Origin of the sequence: Agrococcus sp. SGAir0287, from assembly GCF_005484985.1 — a bacterium.
Lineage (GTDB): Bacteria > Actinomycetota > Actinomycetes > Actinomycetales > Microbacteriaceae > Agrococcus.
In genome coordinates this window covers 2790815-2810433 of record NZ_CP027942.1, presented here as the reverse complement: position 1 = coordinate 2810433, position 19619 = coordinate 2790815, and the positions used below count along the sequence as shown (strand labels likewise).

Genomic DNA, 19619 nt, shown 5'->3' with positions numbered 1-19619 from the left:
CGCTCCTCGGCGTGGCTAGGCGATCGAGGATCCCTCGGCGTATCCTGAGCCGGACTCATCTGTCGTAGCGGCCCGTTCGGCGCTCCATGCCGAAGGCGTCCCATGGCACACGCAGCCCGCACCGCATCCGTCCGGTCCCGCCACGTCCTCCGCAGCCTGCTGGCCGGCGCATCCGCCGCCGCCGTCGCGCTCGGCGGGCTGCTGCTCGCGCCGGCGCCCGCCGCGCAGGCGGCGAGCACGATCGACCAGCAGAACCCGCGTTCCGCCGTCGACTTCGTCTTCGACGCCACGGTCCCGTTCGAGGAGACGCAGACCTTCACCGCCGGCCGCTCGGGCTTGCTCGACGCCGTCGACTTCGACGTCTACGAGATCGCCGCACCGGGCACCACCATCACGGCCACGCTCTCGGCCGTCGGTGGCTCCGCGCCGATCGCCGGCTCGGGATCTGCGCAGGTGCTGAGCACCGGCTGGCTGCACATCCCGATCTCGCAGCCGCCGACCGTCCTGGCGGGCTCGACCTACATGGTCACCTTCACCGGCTCCGGGTCCGGCATCGTCCGGTTCTCGACGAACGAGAACTATCCGGGCGGGATCTCCGGAGCAGGCGACGACCTCGTCTTTCGCACGTACGTCCAGGCCGGCACCGCGCCCAGCGTCAGCGGCACCCTGCCGCGTGCGACGGCCGGCCAGCCGTACGCGGCCGGGTTCGTGCTCCAGGGGTCTCCGACGCCGACCGTGCGGCTGTGGCCAGGCACCTCGCTGCCGCCCGGCCTGACGCTGTCGCCCAGCGGCGTGGTGAGCGGCACGCCGACGGCCGCGGGCACGTTCGACTTCGCGGTCGATGCGACGAACGCGTTCGGGGCGCATTCGATCGCGGCGAGCATCAGGGTCGACCCCACGGTGCCGGGCATGGTGCAGGACCTCGCGGTGGGTCAGCAGGGCGACCAGATGGTCCTGACCTGGTCGGCCCCACGCGACACGGGCGGACTCCCGCTCTCCTACCGCGTGCGCGTGGGCGACCGCGACTGGCAGACCACCGACGCGACGTCCCTCGTCTTCGACCTCGCACCCGGCAGCAGGGTCGACGTCACGGTCCTCGCGATCAACGACTTCGGCTTCGGGGCTCCGTCGGTCGTGCAGGCGACGCGCATCACGGAGCCGGCCACGCCGGCCGCGCCGACCGTGGAGATCGTCGGTCCGGGCTCGGTGCGGGTGACGTGGGTGGAGCCGGCGATGAACGGCGGCACGTCGCGCGGCTACTGGGTGCTGACGCCGAACGGCACGCGCTTCGTCAGCGGCCTCTCGATCGAGCTCGACGTTCCCCTCGGCACGGTGCAGGAGTTCCGCGTCTCGGCGCTGAACGAGGTGGGCCAGAGCGCATACAGCGAGCCCAGCAGCGTGTACGTGCCGGAGGCGCCGCGCGCGCCCAGCGGGCTCTCGTCCTTCACCTCCTCCGACTCCGTGCGGCTCGATTGGAACGCGCCATTCGATCCGTACGGCACGCCCGTGCAGCAGTACGTCGTCGAGCGTCTCGTCGGTGGCGTCTGGGTGCAGCACGCGACCCTCCCCGGCGACCGGGTCGGCACGTACGTGACCGGACTCCCGCTCGGCGAGGTCTCGCAGCTGCGCGTGCGCGCGCAGAATATCTCGGGGCTCGGCGCACCGTCCGGCACCGTCTCGGTGCAGCCGATGCGCCAGCCGGATGCGCCGACCGGGCTCGAGACGCAGGTGGGCGACGGCACCATCGACGTCGCGTGGATGGCGCCGGCGGAGGACGGCGGCTCGGCCATCACCTCGTACGTCGTGCAGTACCGCGTCGGCACGGACGCGTGGATCGACCTGCCCGAGTCGGAGATCGACGGCACGTACGCGTGGATCATGGACCTCGCCAACGGCGTCGAGGTGCAGGTGCGCGTCGCCGCTCGCAACGGCCTCGGCCTCGGCGCGTTCGCCACCGTGACGGCGACGCCCCGTGCCGTACCCGGCGAGCCGATCGGCGTCGTCGCGGTGGGCGGCGACCGATCCATCGCCCTGACGTGGGCGGCGCCGCTCTACGACGGCGGTGCCGACGTGTTCGGCTACCTCGTGCAGCAGCGCATCGCGGGCGGCGAGTGGACGGACGTCTCGAGCGTCGCGGGCACCGAGCTCGCGCTCGACGACATCGCGAACGGCACGAGGGTCCAGCTGCGGGTCGCGGCGACCAACGAGGTCGGCACCGGCCCGTGGAGCACGGTCGTCACGGCGGTCCCGCACACGCTCGCGGCGGCGCCCGACTGGCAGACCGTCGCTCCGCACGAGGGCGGCGCGGTGCTTTCGTGGACCGTGCCCGACGGTGGCGGCCTGCCGATCGACTGGTACATCGTCGAGCTGCGCGCGTCGGGCGGTGAGTGGATGGTCTTCGACCGGGTTCCCGGGTACCTGCCGTGGACGTTCCTCTCCAGCCTCGTCGACGGAGTGACGTACGAGGTGCGCGTCCACGCCGTGACCGGCGGAGGCGACGGTGCCCTCAGCGCCGTCGAGTCGTTCACGCCGCGTCGCGCGCCCGACGCGCCGACCGACCTCGTCGCCGTGCCCGGCGACGGATCCGTCACGCTCTCCTGGGTGCTCGGCGACGACGGCGGCGCGCCCGTGACGAGCGTCGTGGTCGAGCGTCGCATCGACGGCGGCGACTGGACGGCGGTGGATGGGGTCGACGACACGCAGGTCGTGCTCACGGGGCTCGCGAACGGCAGCACGGTGGAGCTGCGGGTCGCGGCAGCGAACGACGCAGGACGGGGCGCGTGGAGCGCGATCGCGACGGCCACGCCGCACACGATCGCGGCAGCGCCGACCTGGATCATCATCGGTCCCCACGCCGGCGGTGCCTTCCTGTCGTGGACGGTGCCCGGCGACGGAGGCCTGCCGGTCGACGAGTTCGTCGTGGAGGTGCGTGCGCCGGGCGGTGACTGGGAGGTCGTCGACGTGGCTCCCGCGACTCGGCCGTCGTCGCTGATCTTCGGCCTCGCCGACGGCGTCGTGCACGAGGTGCGCGTCCACGCCGTCACGGCGGCCGGCGACGGGGTCCCCAGCGCCATCGAGTCGTTCACGCCACGCCGCGTGCCCGACGCGCCGACGTCCGTCGTCGCGACGCCTGGCTCGGGCAGCGCCGATGTGACGTGGGCGGCGCCCGCGTTCGACGGTGGCGCGCCGATCGGCGGCTACCTGGTCGAGCACCGTGCCGTCGGCGAGACGGCGTGGACGATGCTCGACCCGATCACGGCGCAGTCCGCGACGATCGCGCCGCTCGACGACGGCACCGCCTACGAGGTGCGCGTGACGGCGTTCAACGCCGCCGGTCGCGGCTTCTGGTCCGACGTCGTCACCGTCACGCCGCGCTCGGTGCCGGATGCGCCGACGGGCGTGAGCGCGCTCCCCGCTTCGCAGAGCATCCTCGTCGAGTGGTCCGCGCCGGCGTGGGACGGCGGCGACGACGTCACCGGCTACCTCGTCGAGCTGCACCGCCTCGGCGACGTCGACGAGGACGGCGCGCCGCGTTGGACCGCGCCGGCGTCGGTCGACGTCGACGGCACGACCGCGGTCGTCTCCGGCCTCGTCGACGGGCAGCCGTACGACGTGCGCGTCGCGGCGGTGAACGCTGCGGGCACCGGGCCCTGGAGCGGGTACGCATCCACCACGCCGCGGTCTGTGCCGGGCGCGCCTGCGACGCTCGCCGCAGCCGCGGGCGCGGGCGCGGTGGCGCTGACGTGGACGCCGCCCGCGACCGACGGCGGCGCGCCGATCCAGTCGTGGATCGTCGAGCACCGCGTGGCCGGCGCCCAGGCGTGGGCGACGCCGGCCGGCCTCGAGCAGGCGTCGTCGACGGGCGTCGTCGTCACGGGCCTCGCCGACGGCACGACCTACGACTTCCGGGTCGCGGCGGCGAACGTCGCGGGCACGGGTGCGTGGAGCGAGGTCGTCACCGCGACCCCGAGCCGTGTGCCGGATGCGGTGACGGGGCTCGAGGCCACGGCCGGCGACGGCATCGTGACGCTGCGCTGGGACGCGCCGGCGTTCGACGGCGGCTCGCCGATCGTCGAGCACGCCGTGACGGCGACGATCGACGGCGTCGACGTGCCGGTCGACGTCGTCGTGGACGGCACCTCGGCGATCGTCTCGGGCCTGCAGAACGGCGTGCCCGTGACGCTCTCGGTCGCGGCTGTCAACGCAAACGGTGCGGGCACTGCCGTCTCGGTCGTCGCGACGCCCTTCCGCTTCGCGCCGACGCTGCTCGGCCCGGGCGGCGCAGCGCTCGCCGGCTCGACGCTCCGGGCTGGCGACGTCGTCGAGATCCGCGCCTCGGGCCTGCCCGCGGGTGCGATCGCCGTCGTCGAGCTGCACTCGACCCCGATCGAGCTCGGTCGCGGCGCGGTGGATGCGGACGGCGTGCTGGCGATGTCGGTGACGATCCCGGGTGGCGTCGAGCCCGGCGCGCACGAGATCGTCGTGCGGCTCGAGGCTGCGGATGCGGACGCGCCGATCTCACGCACGCCGATCACGATCGCCGGGCCGATCGTGACGCCGCCGGTGGTCGACCCGCCCGCCGTGACGCCGCCGGTCGCGCCCGTGCCTGCGGCGCCCGCCCCGACGGGTGGCGCGCAGGCATCGGGCGGCTCGGATGCGCTGCCGCGCACCGGCGTCGAGCTGCTGCTCCTGCCGATGCTGCTCGCGGGTGCCGCGCTCGTGCTGGGTGGCGCGGCGGTGCGCCGCCGAGCGACGACCCGCCGGGCGACGGCGCGCTGACCGAACCTCGCCGCGCCGAGGCGGCCGCTCCCGTGCGGGGCGGCCGCCTCGGTCGTCTGCGCCCCACCCAGGAGCGGCTGCCTCCGTCCTTCGCGCCCAACCGAGGTGCGGCCGCCTCGCGGCGGCGTCCCTCGATACTCCCGACCCGCCCCGCCTGCTCGGCGTCCGGGCGCGGCTCCGATCCCCCGTACTGGCCACGAACGGTCCGACGGTGGCCACGAAGGGTCGCGATCGGCCAAAAAGGGTTCGACGCTGGCCACGAAGGGTCGCGATCGGCCATGCAGGGTTCGACGGTGGCCACGGAGGGTCGCGATCGGCCATGCAGGGTTCGACGGTGGCCACGGAGGGTCGCGATCGGCCACGGAGGGTTCGACGGTGGCCACGGAGGGTCGCGATCGGCCATGCAGGGTTCGACGGTGGCCACGGAGGGTCGCGATCGGCCACGGAGGGTTCGACGGTGGCCACGAAGGGCGGCCAGTGGCCACGAAGGGCAGCCCTTCGTGGCCACCGTGCGGCCGGGAGCAGGACGCGGCGCCGACCGCACCCAGGCCCACACACGAATGCGGGGCGAGCCCGAAGGGCCGCCCCGCATCCATCCGTCCGCTCGCGTCATCGCCGACGCGAGCGGGCGGGATCACTCGAGCGGGATGGCCCGGGTCGGCTCGGCCGTGCCGCGCTCGTGCTCGCGCTTGCGGGCGATGCGGGCGATGAGGAAGAGGATCGTGCCGACGACGACGTAGCCGAGCGCGATGAGCCACGTCGTGCCCGACTGCTGCGTGAGCAGCCCGATGGATGCGATGAGCGCGAGCACGGGCACGATGCGCGGCACCGAGAAGTGCTTGTGCTGCACCTGGTCCTTCTTCAGCACGAGCACCGAGATGTTCGCGGAGATGAAGACGAGCACGAGCAGCAGCACCGTCGTGTCGGCGAGGGTGCCGACGTCGCCGACGAACGACATCGCCATCGTGACGATGCCGACGGTGAGGATCGCGACCCACGGCGTGCGGCGGCCCGAGAGCACGGCGCCGAAGACCTTCGGCAGCAGCTTCGCCTCGGCGAGGCCGTAGGTGGCGCGGGAGGCCATGACCATGAACAGCAGCGCGCCGTTGCCGATCGCGACGAGCGCGATGATCGCGAACAGCCACGACGGGAACGAGAAGCCGGATGCGGTGATCACCTCGAGCAGCGGACCCTCGGAGGTCGCGAGCTGGTCGGTGGGCACGACGACGGCGGCGCCGATCGCGATCGCGAGGTAGACGACGGCGGCGGTGAGGATGGCGCCGAACAGCGCGCGCGGGTACGAGCGCGACGGGTCCTTGACCTCCTCGGCCATGTTCGCAGCGGCCTCGAAGCCGAGGAACGAGAAGAAGGCGGTGATCGTCGCGGCGAACGCGCCGGAGATCGGGGGCACCCCATCCGCGAACGTCGTGAGCCGGCCCGGGTCGCCGCCGCCGCCGAAGATCACGAGCGCGGCGATGACGATGATGATGATGAGGCCGGTCATCTCGATGAGCGTCGCGCCGACGTTGGCGATGAGCGACTCGCGGACGCCGCGGATGTTGATGAGGATCAGCAGCGCGATGAAGATCAGCGTCACCGCGACGGTCGGCGCGTTCGGCACGAGCGCCTGCAGGTAGTCGCCCGCGAACGCGTTGGCGAGGGCCGCCGACGTCGTGATGCCGGACGACAGCATGAGGAAGCCGATGAGGAAGGTCACGAACGGCTTCTTGAAGGCGCGCTCGGCGAAGCGCGCGGCGCCGCCGGCGTGCGGGTACTTGGTGATGAGCTCCGCGTAGGTGCCGGCGGTGAGCAGCGCGAGCACGAGTGCGAGGAGCAGCGGCACCCAGAGGGCTCCGCCGACGTCCTGCGCGAGCGTGCCCACGAGCGTGTAGATGCCGGCGCCGAGCGTGTCGCCGACGATGAAGAAGAACAGCAGCAGCGTCGTGATGCCGCGCTTCAGCTTCGTGCCGGTCTCGTCGGGTTCGACGGTGCGTGCTGCAGGTGCGTCTGCCATAGCGAGTGAGCATGCCACGGATCGGCGAGTGGCGCGCTGGGTCGTCCACGCAGTTGCGGGATCGGCGGATGCGTGCGACGCCTCGAGCGTCGCTGGCGAGAGCGTGTCGCGATCGTTATTCATTGGCCTATGACGAATCCTCAGTGCCGGGATACGATCGGCCGACGCTGCTCCTCACGCAGCCGAGAGCTGTGGAGGTTCGCATGGACGAGCGTGCGATGGGTTGGATGCCCGACAGGGCCGAGGCCGCGCAGGACTGGGCGCAGCAGCGTGCGCAGTCGCTGCCGTGGGCGCGCGGCGAGCAGCGGGTGCCGAACCCGATGGCGCCGGCCCCCGGACCGACAGTGCCGGTGCCGAATCCCACGGCGGCGATGCCGATGCCCGGCGGCGTGCCCGTGCCGACGGCACCCATCCCGCAGCGCTCGCCTGGCGCCGTGCCGAATCCCATGGCCTTCGCCGGTGCGCCGGGTGGAGGGCATCCGTTCGATGGCGGCGGACGCGCGAAGCGCCGCTGGCCGCGCGTCCTCCTCATCGGCGCCGGGGCGTTGACCCTCTTCGCGCTCGGCTCGTGCGCCGGAGGGCTCGGCCAGGCCGGGGAGGTGCAGAGCCTGCAGAGCGAGCTGGCGACCACGACGACGGAGCTCGCCGGTGCGATCGCCGAGTCCGACGAGCTGCAGCTGCTGGTCGACGAGCAGGCCGAGGACGTCCTCGCTGCCGAGGACGAGGTCGACGAGCTCGCGTCGACGCTGACGTCGGTCGAGGCCGAGCTCGCGACCGCGCAGACGGACCTCGCTGCCGCGCAGTCGACCGTCGCCGAGCGAGACGCGACGATCGCATCCCTGCAGGCTGAGCTCGCGACCGCGCAGGCGGCCGCTGCCGCACCCGCGCCCGCTCCGGTCGCCGCCGTGCCGCAGGCCGCCGCGCCTGCTGCACCAGTCGCGCCGTCGAACGTCTACTACCAGAACTGCACGGCCGCTCGGCAGGCTGGTGCTGCGCCGGTCTACGCGGGGCAGCCGGGCTACGGGCCTCATCTCGATCGCGACGGCGACGGCGTCGGCTGCGAGTCGTGACGCGCGCTTCGACGGCCACGACGTGAGCGGCTTCCTCCGCTCGGGATTCGGGCTGCTCTCGATCGTCGCCCTGCTGCTCTCGGTGGTGGCGCTGGTCGGATCCCTCGTCCTCCCGCGGATGCTCGGAGCGGGGCAGCCCTCGTCGTCGCCCGCCGCGGAGCCGGTCGCGTCTGGGTCTCCGAGCTCGTCGCCGAGCGTCACGCCGTCGGAGCCGGCATCGACGCCGTCACCGAGCGCGCCCGTCGAGGCGGCGCCGCCTCCTGCGCCGCCGACGGCCGCTGAGGGTGCGCTGCAGGCACTGGCGACCATCCCGGTCACCGACGCCTCCGCCTGGGTGCCCGACTATCGACGTGCCGAGTTCGGCGACGCGTGGATCGACGTCGACGGCAACGGCTGCAGCCAGCGGCAGGACGTGCTCATGCGCGACCTCGACCAGATCGTCATGTTCGCCGACGGTTCGTGCCGTGTGCAGACCGGCGTGCTCGACGACCCGTACACCGGCGTCCTCGTGCCGTTCCAGCACGGCGAGCAGACGTCGCAGGCGGTGCAGATCGACCATCTCGTGCCGCTCGCGCTCGCCTGGCGCAGCGGTGCGTGGGCGTGGAGCCCAGAGCAGCGCGTGCAGTTCGCGAACGACACGTCGCTGCTGCTCGCGGTCGAGGGCGGCATCAACCAGTCGCGCAGCGACTCGGATCTCGCGGAGTGGCTGCCGCCGGAGGCCGATGCGCGCTGCGGCTTCGTCATCACGATCGTCGAGGGCGTGGCACGCTACGGCCTGTCGATGACGGCGGCGTCGCATGCGACCGCCGAGGCGGTGCTGACCGGATGCGGCGACGAGCCGGGGATCGTGCCCGCGGACTGATCCGGATCGATCGGCGGTGTCAGTCGGGGCGCTCGCCCGCCGCCCAGCGCAGCGCGAGGTGGGCGAAGCGGTCGGCGACCGCATCCTCATCGGCGTCGAAGGGAAGGCCGAGGGGGATGTGGTCCCACGTGCGCGGCGGGCGCTCGCGCTCGCGATGCGCGTGCACGGCGTACCCGAAGGTGCCGGTGCGCGGCAGCCAGCCGACGAGCAGCTCGATCGCACCACCCGTGCTCGGCGCGAACCCGAGGTAGACGAGGGCGCGCTCGCCGCGGCTGCGTCCCCAGGCGTGGTCACCCGCATTGACGATCGAGGACGAATGTGGAGCACCGGCGGCGTGCAGCCGCTCGTCGATCGCCCGTCGCAGGCGTGTGGCTCTCGCGACGAGCACGGCGTTCGCCGCGTCGAGCGCGGTGAAGAAGTCGAGCACCTGATCCTGCCGCTGGCCGATCGCCGACCACAGCTCGTCGAGCCGTCGCTGCTCGTGCTCGATCGTCATCCTCGCGATCCTCTCGCTCATGGACTCGCGGAACTGCGCGTACAGCTCGAGGCTGCGCTGCTCGGCGACGGGGCCGACGTCGTAGAGCGCGGCGTCGGCAGCGTCGAAGAGGTCGTCGTAGGCGAGCGAGTGGATGCGGTGCGTAGCGTCCGTCGCGAGGTCGGGTCGCGTGCGTGCCCGGGCGATCGTCGCCTCGACGACCGTGGCGCGGACGTCGCGGATGCGTGCGAGCTGCCTGCCGCGCTCGTCGCTGCCCGGCTCGGCACCGGTCGTGACGACGATGGCGACGTCGAGGTGCTCGTTCTCGAGCAGCACGTCGACGCGGTCGCCGACCCCGGCGCGGGTCTCGGTCGTCACGGACCACTCGCTCGAGCCCGCGCAGCGGCCGGCGTCGAACGGCCCGCGCTCGGTGGCGGCACCGTCGAGCAGGGTCACGAGCGCGTCGACGAACGTCGTGCCGAATCGGTGGCGCTCGTTCGGGTCGAGCAGGAAGGCGAGCACGGTGGATGCGACCGGTTCGACCCGCGCCGTGCCGGTGAGCGTGAAGACGTTGACCGGAGCCGGCGGCTCGAACGCGCCCACGAACGGCTCCTCGAGGAACTCGTACGCGTGCGACGCCATGTCCGGATGGTAGGCGAGCCCGGGTCCGCGTGCCTGAGGATCCGCCGCGGATCTCGGCTTCGGCCTCGCCCTTCGCGCGCCGAGGGCGCCTGGCGACCCGCTGTGTCCGCTCCTTGAGGTGCGAGCGAAGCGACCTCGTAACCGCTCTTCGAGGTGCGACCGAAGCCCTCCCCATGACCGCTCCTTGAGGTGCGAGCGAAGCGAGCCTCGAAAGGATCCCACCAACGCACCCCAATCCCGCTCCTTGAGGTGCGAGCGAAGCGAGCCTCGAAAGGAGCCCGCCAGTGCTCGTCTCTCAGTCCCGTTCCCGCACGCCTTGAAGTGCGAGCGTCTCCAAGTCCCGCTCCTTGAGGTGCGAGCGAAGCGAGCCTCGAAGGAGCCCACCAACGATCGCTACGGCGAGCACCCCGGATCGTTCGGATACGCGATGCAGTCACCTCGCGTGAGCACCGTCTGCACCTCGAAGACCTGCACCGCCTCAGCAGGTGCGGCGAGCTCGAGCGTGCCCGGCACGGTCGCCCATGCGCCATCGGTGGCGAGGTCCGCCTCGAAGGTGATCGTCACGGTCGCGGTGTAGTCGCCGCGCGTCTGGTACTCGTGGCTCGTCGCGGTCGACGTCCAGTCGTCGTCGCTCGCCTGCCAGAGCGCGCCAGCATCGTCGGTGGTCACGACGGTCCCGTCCCCGTAGTCGAAGGTGAACGCGACGGGCCGCCACCGCACCTCGACAGGCTGCCCGAGCAGCGTGCCCTGCTGCACGTGGTCGGTCGCAGTCGCGACGAAGTTCGTCGGGATGCCGAGCACGCCCCAGTTCTCGGGTTGCACGACGAGCTCGCCGACGGCTGGCCTGAAGGACGCGAGGTCGGCGATGGTGATCGGAGCGGCGCCCTCGGCTGGGTTGCAGAGCTCGTCGCTGCCGAGGTTGCAGCGGAGCTCGCGGGGGGTGAGGGCGCGCAGCGATGGGTCGGTTGGTGTGTTTGGAGCGGCGACAGCCTCGATGTCGACTGCTGGTGAACCGCCCGAGCACGAACCTGCGATCTCAAGGTTTTGACTTCCCCATCCAGCGCCTTGAGAGCAGCCGGATTGTGAAGTGCCAACGGCGGCAAGTGGGGTCATTGCGAGTAGAAGGGCAAGTGGAACTACACGCATTCTGGATCACCGCTCGTGCCGGGGAATGCGGTGGCAACCACTCGGCCCATGTCGTTTTGCCACCGCACCTCGAACGTCACTGGTCGGCGCTCCGAACCGCCGCCCGAGATCGGCTGACCTGAGCCATCGACGACCTGACTCCCGCTTGTGTCGAGACAAGCTTCCAGTGAAACGACAGCGCTGTCCTCCGCGGACGGCTGGACGGAGAGTGGTGTGATGTTGATGAGAGCCGAACTGCCCTCGAGTCGATATCCCTGCTGCAGGTACTCGTCAACATCGGCCGCGATGTTCGCCGCGATCTCATCAGTCGTGAGTTCGTAGAGTTCGGGAGGCACTTCCAAGTCAGCAAAAGCGCGATCCGTCAATGCGACGAACTCGATCGCTGTGTCAGCCGCGTTCGTCGCGAACTCATCGTTCGACAGCGTCGGTTCGGGGTCTGTCTGAGCCGGGGAGGCGGAAGGCTCCGGCTCATCCCCGCCCCCGCATCCGGCCAGCGCCACCACCGCGGCAGCGCCGACGGCACCCCACCGCATCCACCGCGTCCGCCGATCCATGCCCGAGACCATACGAGCAGCCTCCGCGACGACCGTGGAGTTGTCCACAGGTCAGTTCGTGTCGGTGGTGCACAGCACACTGAGGATCGTTCACGAAGAGGAAGGCCGGCATGACCGATCCCAGTTACACGGCGATGCTCCTCGTCATCGACCGCAGCGGCTCGATGTCGACGATCCGCGACGAGATGGTGCAGGCGCTCGAGGTGATGATCGCCGAGCAGCGGAAGGAACCCGGTCTGCTCACGGTCGACGTCGTCACGTTCGACGACCGCATCGAGCACGCGGTCGTGCTCGGCGATCCCGAGGTCGTGCGCATCGAGCTCGAGCCGCGCGGTGCCACGGCGCTCTACGACGCGATCGGCGTCGCCGTGCAGCAGTTCGGAGCTCGGCTCGCCGCCATGCCCGAGCATGCGCGCCCGTCCACCGTGCAGGTCATCGTCGTGACCGACGGGCTCGAGAACGCGAGCCAGGAGTGGACGGCCGAGTCCGTGAAGGCGACTGTCGAGCGTCAGCGCACCGAGTTCGGCTGGGACTTCGTCTTCCTCGGCGCGAACCAGGACGCGGTCCTCACGGGTGCGCGCCTCGGCTTCGCGCGGGATGCCTCCATGACCTACGCGCCGGCTCCCGGCGCTGTCGGAGCGGCCGGCGCCTCCATGAGTCGCTACATGTCCGACCTCCGTCGAGGCGAGCGGCGCGGCTTCGACGGCGACGAGCGCGGGTCGGCGATGGGCGCCGGCTCGTAGGCTCGAGGACCATGGACGACGAGGTCGCGCGGGCGGCGCGCAGCATCGAGGCGAATCCGCTCGGACGGCTGATGCATGGCCAGCGCGAGCTGTTCCACAGCAACCTGATCGCGTGGTTCTTCGACGCGTTGCCAGAGGCTGCCGACGCAGTCTTTCGGCCCTTCATGGTCGACGGGGACGTCGCATCCCGTTCGATCGAGCGCGAGCGATCTCATCTCGACCTCGTGGTGCGCCTTCCGGGCCGCTCTCCGCTCGTCGTGGAGAACAAGGTGTTCGCGCTGCCCGACGCTGTGCAGCTGCGTCGATACGAGGATGCCGTGGCGCGGTGGTCGACGCCTCCCGCGTTCGTGCTCCTGGCGGCCAGCACGCCCGACTTCGCACTCGGCAGATGGACGCACATCGACTACCGCGAGCTGGCGGCGGCGATCGAAGCCGCACTGCCGAGCGGTTCGTCCTACGAGGTCGAGACGATGCGTCGGTATGCGGCGCTCGCGCGTGACGTCCAGTCGCTCGTCGACGCGGTCGCCGTGAGGTCGGAGGGCGAGTCGGTCTGGCTTGCTCCGCGCGTCCTCGACGTCATCGGGAGTCGTCAGACGCGCGCAGCGCTGCACAAGGCACGAGCGACGCACGTGGCTCGCCACCTTCGGGCGCTCGACCTCGGGGACCGCTGGCGCATCCGGGCCGACATGACCAGAGGCACGCCGCTGGTCGAGGCGTTCGCCCGCGTGGTCGACGACGGGCTCGACGTGCGTCTCGGGTGGCAGCTGCAGGGCTCGCAGCTGCGACGCGCCGTCATCTTCGATGAGCCGATCGCGCGTGGCCGTGACGAGGGAGCGAAGGACGTGCGCACCTCGCTCTCGCGGGCGCATCCGAGCTGGTTCGCGCTCCCGCCAGAGTTCGACGCGGTCGGCAGCAGCGAGTTCAACCACTACGCGCCCGACTTCGTCTACCGGTACGCCAAGGCGCCCGCGCTGACCGTCGCCGACCTCGCGGGCTTCGCATCGTGGGTGTCCCAACGGGTCGCACCACTCGAGTCACGGCGCTCGGCCAGCGGACCGTCCTAAAGTCGCGCGAGGAGGCGCTCATGCAATCACTCGTCCACATCGGCATCGATCTCGCCTGGGGGCCGCGCAACCGCTCGGGTGTGGCGGCGGTCGACGAGCGCGGCGCGCTGCTGGCCTCCGCGACGGTCACGACCGACGACGAGATCGTCGCGTGGGTCGAGCGCCATGCATCCCGCACCGGGATCGTCGCCATGGATGCGCCGCTCATCGTGGCCAACGAATCGGGGAGCCGGCGCTGCGAGCAGGAGATCCACGCAGCGTTCGGTCGCTTCGACGCGGGCGCGTACCCGGCGAACACCTCCAACCCGCACTTCGATCCGCCCCGCGCGCTTACGCTGGCGCAACGGATGGGTCTCGGCATCGACGCGGAGTCGGCGCAGCGCGAGCGCGTCGCCATCGAGGTCTATCCGCATCCCGCGATGGTCGGCCTGTTCGCGCTCGACAGGACGCTGAAGTACAAGCGCAAGAAGCAGGGATTCGCGGTGCAGCACGCGGAGACGCTGCGGCTCCTCGCGCTCATGGAGGGCATCGCGGCGCTGCGCCTGCAGCACGCGCCGAGCTGGCTCGCGATCCGCGCCACCGTCGAGGCGGCCACCGGGCCGGGAGCGCTCGGCCGCGTCGAGGACGAGATCGATGGGATCTTCTGCGCCCACCTCGCGTGGCTCTGGGCGCAGGGATCGGATGCGCTGCAGGTCTACGGCGACGTGCGCGAGGGCTACATCGTCGCGCCGCCCCCGCCGACGTGGGCGCCCGCCCGCCGGACTCGGAGCGCGGCAGACGCATCGGTCGACTCGTCGGAGGCGACGATCGCTGACGAGCCGTCCCTCGAGACCGTCGCCGAGGACGCACCGCACCCCGCCTCGCACGTCTTCGTCACGCGCGGCGATCTCCTCCACCTGGCCTGCGACGCATGGCTGCTGCCGAGCGATCAACGCGGCGAGGTCACCGGTCGCTGGGATCTGGAGGACATCCACGATCGCGTCCGACGATCGGTGCCGGACGAGTTCGTCGAGGGTCGGCGGCTCGCGGTGCCACTGGCGGGGGGTGAGACGCACGAAGGTCCGACGCCGATCCTCACGGCCGTGCCGCTGCGCGGCGTCGAGGCGCCGGGGGGCATGCAGCACCTCATCCGGGCCGTGCGCGACTTCGTCGCCGTCGGCGCCGCTGTCGCTCGCGCGCGCTCGACGCGGGTCGTGCCACTGCTGGCCATGCCGTCGTTCGGCACCGGAGCAGGGGGAGGCGCTCGCGTGCGAGGAGAGGTGCTCGCGGTGCTCCTCCGCACGGCTCGATCGGCTGCCGCCGAGCATGGGGTCGACGTCGCGATCGTGATCCAGGATGCGGCGACCTTCGCGCATGTGCAGCACGGCAGACGCAGCGCCGCCGGCGGTGAGCACGATCCTTGGCTTGAGCTGACGGCCGAGCAGCGGGTGGAGGTGGAGCGGCTCGCCAGGTTCGCCCGCGCGGGTCGACTCGTGCCGTTCATGGGAGCGGGCGTGAGCGTGAGCGGCGGAGGCCCGACGTGGCGCGCGCTCATCGAGCGGCTCGCGGACCGGGCCGCGCTGACCGACCACGAACGCGACTCCCTGCTCCGCGCCGACCGCTCGCCGCTCGATCAGGCGTCGATCCTCGAGAGCCGATTCGGCGCCTCCGACGAGGATCGGATCGCGTTTCGCGAGGCGATCGCCTCTCAGGTCGCGCTGGCGCGCTACGGGCTCGCGCCTGCGCTGCTGGCGACCCTCGCTCCGTCGCAGGCGATCACGCTGAACTACGACCGGCTCTTCGAGCAGGCAGCGGAGGACGTGGGAGGCGATCGGCTCGCAGTCATCGCCGACCGCGAGGTCGACCCCGACGCGCGCCGATGGCTGCTCAAGCTGCACGGCACGATCGAGGATCCGGCCACGATCGTGCTCACGCGAGGCGACTACCTCGGCTTCGCTGCGAGTCGCGGGGCGCTCTCGTCGATCGTGAAGGCCCACCTCATCACGCATCATCTGCTCTTCGTCGGCTTCGGCTTCGGCGACGATCACTTCCACGAGATCGTGCACGACGTGCGTCGGGCGGTGCGCCATGTCGGCGAGCACCCGTCCGCGACGGCGCTGCAGGTGCGCTGGGATCCGCTCGACGCGGCACTGCTGCAGGGCACGGCACGCGCGGTGCCGATGGACGTCGAGGGCGCGGACTTCGCCTCCGCGACGGGTTGGGCGGGGCGGCAGGTCGAGATCCTGCTCGATGCGCTCGTCGCGCTGTCTGCCGACAGCCACGACTATCTGCTGCGCGAGGGCTTCGACTCGGCCCTGACGCCCGACGACAAGGTCCTGCGCGAGCACGTCCTCACGTTCGTCGAAGGACTGCCTCAGCAGGCTCGCGGCTCGACCGCATGGGGAGTCGTGCAACGCGCCCTCGCCGCGCTCGGCCACGAGGCTTGAGCGGTCGGGATGCGGCGACGGGTCGCCCGTCGACCTCTCCCGGCTGTCGCTGAACGCTCAGCGACGACGGAAGCGCTGCGCAGGCTTCCCGACGCCTCCGCGCGCGACCTCGCCCGTCTCGGCGAGGTGCGGCAGCATGGCGCGGCGGAAGGTGTCGGGCTGCAGCCGCTGGCCGGCGACCGTCTCGTGCACACGCCGCAGCTCGCGCAGGGTGAATGCGTCGTCGAGCACGCCGTCCGGATCGGGATGCTCCGCGTATCGGCCCCGCATCCACGCGACCGCGCGGGTGACGATGTCGTCGTGGTCGAAGTCGAGGCCGTGCGCATCGTCGATCGGCACGAGCGACGCATGCCCTGCCGCCTGGGGAGGGACGACGACCACGTGTGCGACCGAGAGCACCCACCCTCGAGTGTCACGGTCCAGCGCGTCGAAGACGTGCAGCTGCGACGGTCGCACGCCCGTCACGCCTGCCTTGTGCTCGAGCGAGCGACGCACAGCATCCTCGAGCGTCTCGCCGGCGTGCAGGAACGTGCCCGGCAGGCGGCGTCCGCGGCGCTCGGGAGCATCGACGAGCAGGACACGGAGAGCGTCGCCGTCGACGGTCAGCACCGCGGTGTCGACGGCGACCGAGGGCCTGGGGTAGTCGGCGAGGGACCTGCCGGATGCGTCATGGTGCGAGGTCACGCTCGCCATTCAAGCAGATGCGCGCTAATGTCGGTGGCATCAACTTAGATCAGAAGTGAGTAAATAGGCGAATCCACCGCCGCGACGAAAGGAGTCGAGATGCGACTCAGCACCATCCAGAAGGACCGCGCGGTGGGCGCGGTCCTCGCCTCGGCAGTCGGCGACGCGCTCGGCGCGCCGTACGAGTTCCAGGCGCCGCTCCCGAGCGACCGCGACGTCGTCCTCCGTGCTGGCGGCCCGTGGGAGCTCGGCGAGTGGACCGACGACACCGCCATGGCAGTCCCGATCCTTCGCGCGCTCGCCGAAGGGCGACGCCTCGACGACGATCGGACGCTCGACCGTCTGATCGCGGAGTGGTCCGGCTGGCGGCGCGGCGCGAAGGACGTCGGCATCCAGATCGGTCGAGTGCTCGGCACCATCCGCTCGCTCACGGCGGATGATGCGCGGCGCGCGGCCCGCATCCTGCACGAGCAGACGGGGCGCAGCGCTGGCAACGGCTCGCTCATGCGTACGGGGCCGGTCGCGCTCGCGTTCCTCGACGAGCGGCCGGGCACGGTCGAACGGCTCGCCTCGGCGGCCCGCTCGATCAGCGACCTGACGCACTTCGATCCCGAGGCCGGCGATGCCTGCGTGCTCTGGAGCCTCGCGATCCGCCACGCGATCCTCACCGGCGAGCTCGACCTTGGTGGCGGCCTCGCAGCCCTCCCCTCGGAGCGCCGCGGCCTGTGGAGCGAGCGCATCGATGAGGCGGAGACGCGGATGCCGTGGGACTTCCCGAAGAACGGATGGGTGGTGCAGGCGCTGCAGGCAGCGTGGTCGGCGATCTCGCACGGGGACTCGCTCGTGCAGCGCCTGGTGCTTGCGGTGCGCTGCGGCAACGACACCGACACCGTCGCAGCGATCGCCGGCGCGCTCGCAGGCGCCGCTCAGGGCGTCACCGCCGTGCCCTTCGCCTGGCGCCGCCACCTCCATGGATGGGCTGCCGCCGACCGGGTCGGCACGCACCGCGACCTGCAGCGCTGGGCGGTGCTGGCGGCATCGCACGGTCGCGTCGACCGCGTCGGATGGCCAGCCGCCGAGCGCTTCCCTGTCGGCGCCGACGCGACGCTCGTCCAGCACCCGCTCGACGAGCGCGTCTGGCTCGGCGACCTCGCGTCGCTCGACCGCCTGCCTCGCGAGGTCGACGCGGTCGTCTCGCTCTGCCGAGTCGGCGCTGCGCAGGTCCGCGTGCCCGCGAGCGAGCACCACCTCGTGTGGCTGGTCGATGCGGACGGCGAGAACGCGAACGTCGATGGGACGCTCGCCGACGCGGCCGATGCCATCGCCGAGCTGCGGCGCGAGGGGCGCACGGTGCTCGTGCACTGCTTCGAGGCGCGCAGCCGCACCGCTGCTGTCGCCGCGACGTATGCGGTGCGCCACCTGGGCGTCGAGTCCGACCGTGCGCTCGCCTCGGTCGCCGCTACGCTGCCGAACTACGGCCCGCAGCGCTTCCTGCTCGACGCGGTCCGGCGCGCGGCAACGGCGGAGAGTCGTCGATGATCGCCGACCGATTCCTGCTGCAGCAAGCGTGGTGGATCCTGTCCGAGCTGTGCCGTCGGCACGAGCGCACGGTCATGGACCGCTTCGTGCATGAGCAGCACGGCGGGGTGCTGCTCGCGAAGCGGATCGGCAAGGCCGCCGAGCCCGAGACGAACGTCGGCGTCGCGGCGAACCTCGTCGACGGCATTCGCATCATGCAACGGTCGGGATCGACCCTCATCCCGTGGGCTGAGGTCTTCGAGGCCGGCGACGCGCACGCGATCGTGCGGCACATCGAGCGCATCTCTCCGCTCGGACCTGTGGAGAGCGCGCCCTCGACGACGCACCGAACGCTGGTCTACCGGCTCGCCGCCCGCATCCTCGCCTCTCGCCTCGACGATCGGCATGACTGGTCGATCGAACCCCTGGATGCGGCGGCGGCGATCCAGGGTGAGCGCACGATCGCCTCGCTGGGCGAGGCCGTGACGCTGCCGACCGTCCGCGCCGACCTCGAGCACCAACGACAGTCATTCGCGACCACGACCGCGTTCGCCTCGGATCATCCGGTGTTCGTCCCGCACCTGTGGGTCGTGCGGCGCGACGTCGACGTGGCGATGGTGCTCGACACCGACGGCTTCGTGCACACGCGCTCTCGCGGCCTCGTGCCGGTCGAGCGCATCTACGAGGAGCACGGCCGCGACCTCGACCGAGTGCTGCACGCGGTGTGGGAGGCGACGCGCGAGTGACGCGTGATGCTCGCGTTTCGCAGGTGATTCCGCGAGCCGAGGGGAATGCTCCCTTCGCTGGCGGGATCGCCTGCAAAACTTGGGGAGCGGCGCGCCTCAGTGCAGCGGGCTCGTCACGAGCTTCGCCGCGAACCCGAGAAACACGGTCCCGATCGCCGCATTGCCGCCAGCCGCGATGAGCGGACGCCGCCGCACCGCCGCCGCGAGGCGCGACCCGACGAGGATGAGCGTCGTCAGGTAGAGCGCGCTGCCGAGCTCGAGCAGCCCGCCGAGCAGCGTGAACGTCAGCGCCGGCGCCTCATAGGTCGGGTCGACGAACTGCACGAAGAAGGCGAACATGAAGAGGATCGCCTTCGGGTTGAGGATGCTCACGATGAACGCGCGGCGGAACGGTCGCTCGACCTTCGCCGGCGTCGTCGCGAGGGCCTCGCGGCTCACGTCGAGCTCGCCCGCGTCGATGCCGGCGGCCTCGAGGCGCACGAGGTCGATGGGGGAGGTGTCCTCGGGCGCGCGCAGCACGCGGCGCTGCCGGAACTGCTTCCACGCCGCCCGCAGCGACGTGATCGCGAGGAACGCCAGGTACGCGGCGCCGCCCCACTGCACGATCGTGAAGAGCATCGGGTTCGCCGCCAGCACGGATGCGACGCCGAGCGCCGTGAGCACGATGAGCACCGCATCCCCGAGGAAGACGCCCGACGCGGCCACGTAGCCGGCGCGGATGCCGCGGCGGGCGGCGACCGACAGCACGTACATCGAGTTCGGTCCGGGCATGAGGATGATGACGACCAACCCGGCGAGGTAGCCGCCGAGGTCCGTCACGCCGAGCATGCAGCGATCATCGCACCCTGGGCGGGCCGGGGGCGCCACGCGATCCGGCCGGAGAGCGGCGAGATCCT

The 19619-nt window shown here is 71.7% G+C and carries 14 protein-coding genes; 8 read left to right on the top strand and 6 right to left on the bottom strand.

From position 1 onward, the window contains the following. The first annotated feature begins 102 nt into the window (after window positions 1–102). Window positions 103–4779: a fibronectin type III domain-containing protein gene (locus C1N71_RS13330; protein ID WP_137756851.1), complete on the top strand. Its 4677-nt coding sequence runs from the start codon at window positions 103–105 to the stop codon at window positions 4777–4779. Between the two features lie 634 nt (window positions 4780–5413). On the opposite strand, the gene C1N71_RS13325 is transcribed toward C1N71_RS13330, so the two are convergent. Beyond that, window positions 5414–6793, bottom strand: a complete 1380-nt coding sequence (locus C1N71_RS13325; RefSeq protein WP_137756850.1) for an APC family permease — start codon at window positions 6791–6793, stop codon at window positions 5414–5416. 203 nt (window positions 6794–6996) lie between these two features. On the opposite strand from C1N71_RS13325, the gene C1N71_RS15170 reads away from it, so the two are divergent. Together C1N71_RS15170 and C1N71_RS13315 are read left to right on the top strand one after the other, a co-directional pair. Continuing rightward, a complete protein-coding gene (locus C1N71_RS15170; RefSeq protein WP_254678014.1) occupies window positions 6997–7863 on the top strand; it encodes an excalibur calcium-binding domain-containing protein in 867 nt (288 codons plus the stop codon). A 22-nt stretch (window positions 7864–7885) separates the two neighbouring features. Then, window positions 7886–8725, top strand: a complete 840-nt coding sequence (locus C1N71_RS13315) for an HNH endonuclease family protein (RefSeq protein ID WP_137756848.1) — start codon at window positions 7886–7888, stop codon at window positions 8723–8725. A gap of 19 nt (window positions 8726–8744) precedes the next feature. Here the strand turns inward: C1N71_RS13315 and C1N71_RS13310 are convergent, their stop codons facing one another. The 3 genes from C1N71_RS13310 to C1N71_RS13300 all read right to left on the bottom strand — a co-directional run bounded on the left by C1N71_RS13310 (window position 8745) and on the right by C1N71_RS13300 (window position 11542). After that, the gene (locus tag C1N71_RS13310) at window positions 8745–9842 is read right to left on the bottom strand and encodes a PD-(D/E)XK nuclease family protein (protein WP_137756847.1); all 1098 of its coding nucleotides are present in this window, start codon (window positions 9840–9842) and stop codon (window positions 8745–8747) included. Between the two features lie 393 nt (window positions 9843–10235). Beyond that, on the bottom strand, window positions 10236–10664 hold the full coding sequence (locus C1N71_RS13305; protein ID WP_137756846.1) for a hypothetical protein: 429 nt from the start codon (window positions 10662–10664) through the stop codon (window positions 10236–10238). Window positions 10665–10978: 314 nt separating this feature from the next. After that, the gene (locus C1N71_RS13300; RefSeq protein WP_217496006.1) at window positions 10979–11542 is read right to left on the bottom strand and encodes a hypothetical protein; all 564 of its coding nucleotides are present in this window, start codon (window positions 11540–11542) and stop codon (window positions 10979–10981) included. Between the two features lie 110 nt (window positions 11543–11652). On the opposite strand from C1N71_RS13300, the gene C1N71_RS13295 reads away from it, so the two are divergent. From C1N71_RS13295 to C1N71_RS13285, 3 genes are read left to right on the top strand one after another with little or no spacing between them, the layout of a single operon-like run. Next, window positions 11653–12285 (top strand): vWA domain-containing protein, encoded by a 633-nt coding sequence (locus C1N71_RS13295; protein WP_137756844.1) that lies wholly within the window; start codon window positions 11653–11655, stop codon window positions 12283–12285. Between the two features lie 11 nt (window positions 12286–12296). Continuing rightward, window positions 12297–13349, top strand: a complete 1053-nt coding sequence (locus C1N71_RS13290; RefSeq protein ID WP_137756843.1) for a PD-(D/E)XK nuclease family protein — start codon at window positions 12297–12299, stop codon at window positions 13347–13349. Window positions 13350–13369: 20 nt separating this feature from the next. Beyond that, window positions 13370–15775, top strand: coding sequence for a DUF429 domain-containing protein (locus tag C1N71_RS13285; protein ID WP_137756842.1), 2406 nt, complete (start codon window positions 13370–13372; stop codon window positions 15773–15775). 57 nt (window positions 15776–15832) lie between these two features. Here the strand turns inward: C1N71_RS13285 and C1N71_RS13280 are convergent, their stop codons facing one another. Then, a complete protein-coding gene (locus C1N71_RS13280) occupies window positions 15833–16459 on the bottom strand; it encodes an NUDIX hydrolase (RefSeq protein ID WP_217496005.1) in 627 nt (208 codons plus the stop codon). Window positions 16460–16558: 99 nt separating this feature from the next. Between C1N71_RS13280 and C1N71_RS13275 the strand changes: the two genes are divergently transcribed. Together C1N71_RS13275 and C1N71_RS13270 are read left to right on the top strand one after the other, a co-directional pair. Continuing rightward, window positions 16559–17998: an ADP-ribosylglycohydrolase family protein gene (locus C1N71_RS13275; protein ID WP_137756840.1), complete on the top strand. Its 1440-nt coding sequence runs from the start codon at window positions 16559–16561 to the stop codon at window positions 17996–17998. Beyond that, a complete protein-coding gene (locus tag C1N71_RS13270) occupies window positions 17995–18723 on the top strand; it encodes a TY-Chap2 family putative peptide chaperone (protein WP_137756839.1) in 729 nt (242 codons plus the stop codon). Before C1N71_RS13275 ends, C1N71_RS13270 begins: the two co-directional genes overlap by 4 nt. A gap of 96 nt (window positions 18724–18819) precedes the next feature. Here C1N71_RS13270 and leuE read toward each other — a convergent pair whose 3' ends face one another. Further along, the gene (leuE, locus tag C1N71_RS13265; RefSeq protein ID WP_137756838.1) at window positions 18820–19551 is read right to left on the bottom strand and encodes a leucine efflux protein LeuE; all 732 of its coding nucleotides are present in this window, start codon (window positions 19549–19551) and stop codon (window positions 18820–18822) included. Window positions 19552–19619: the final 68 nt, after the last annotated feature.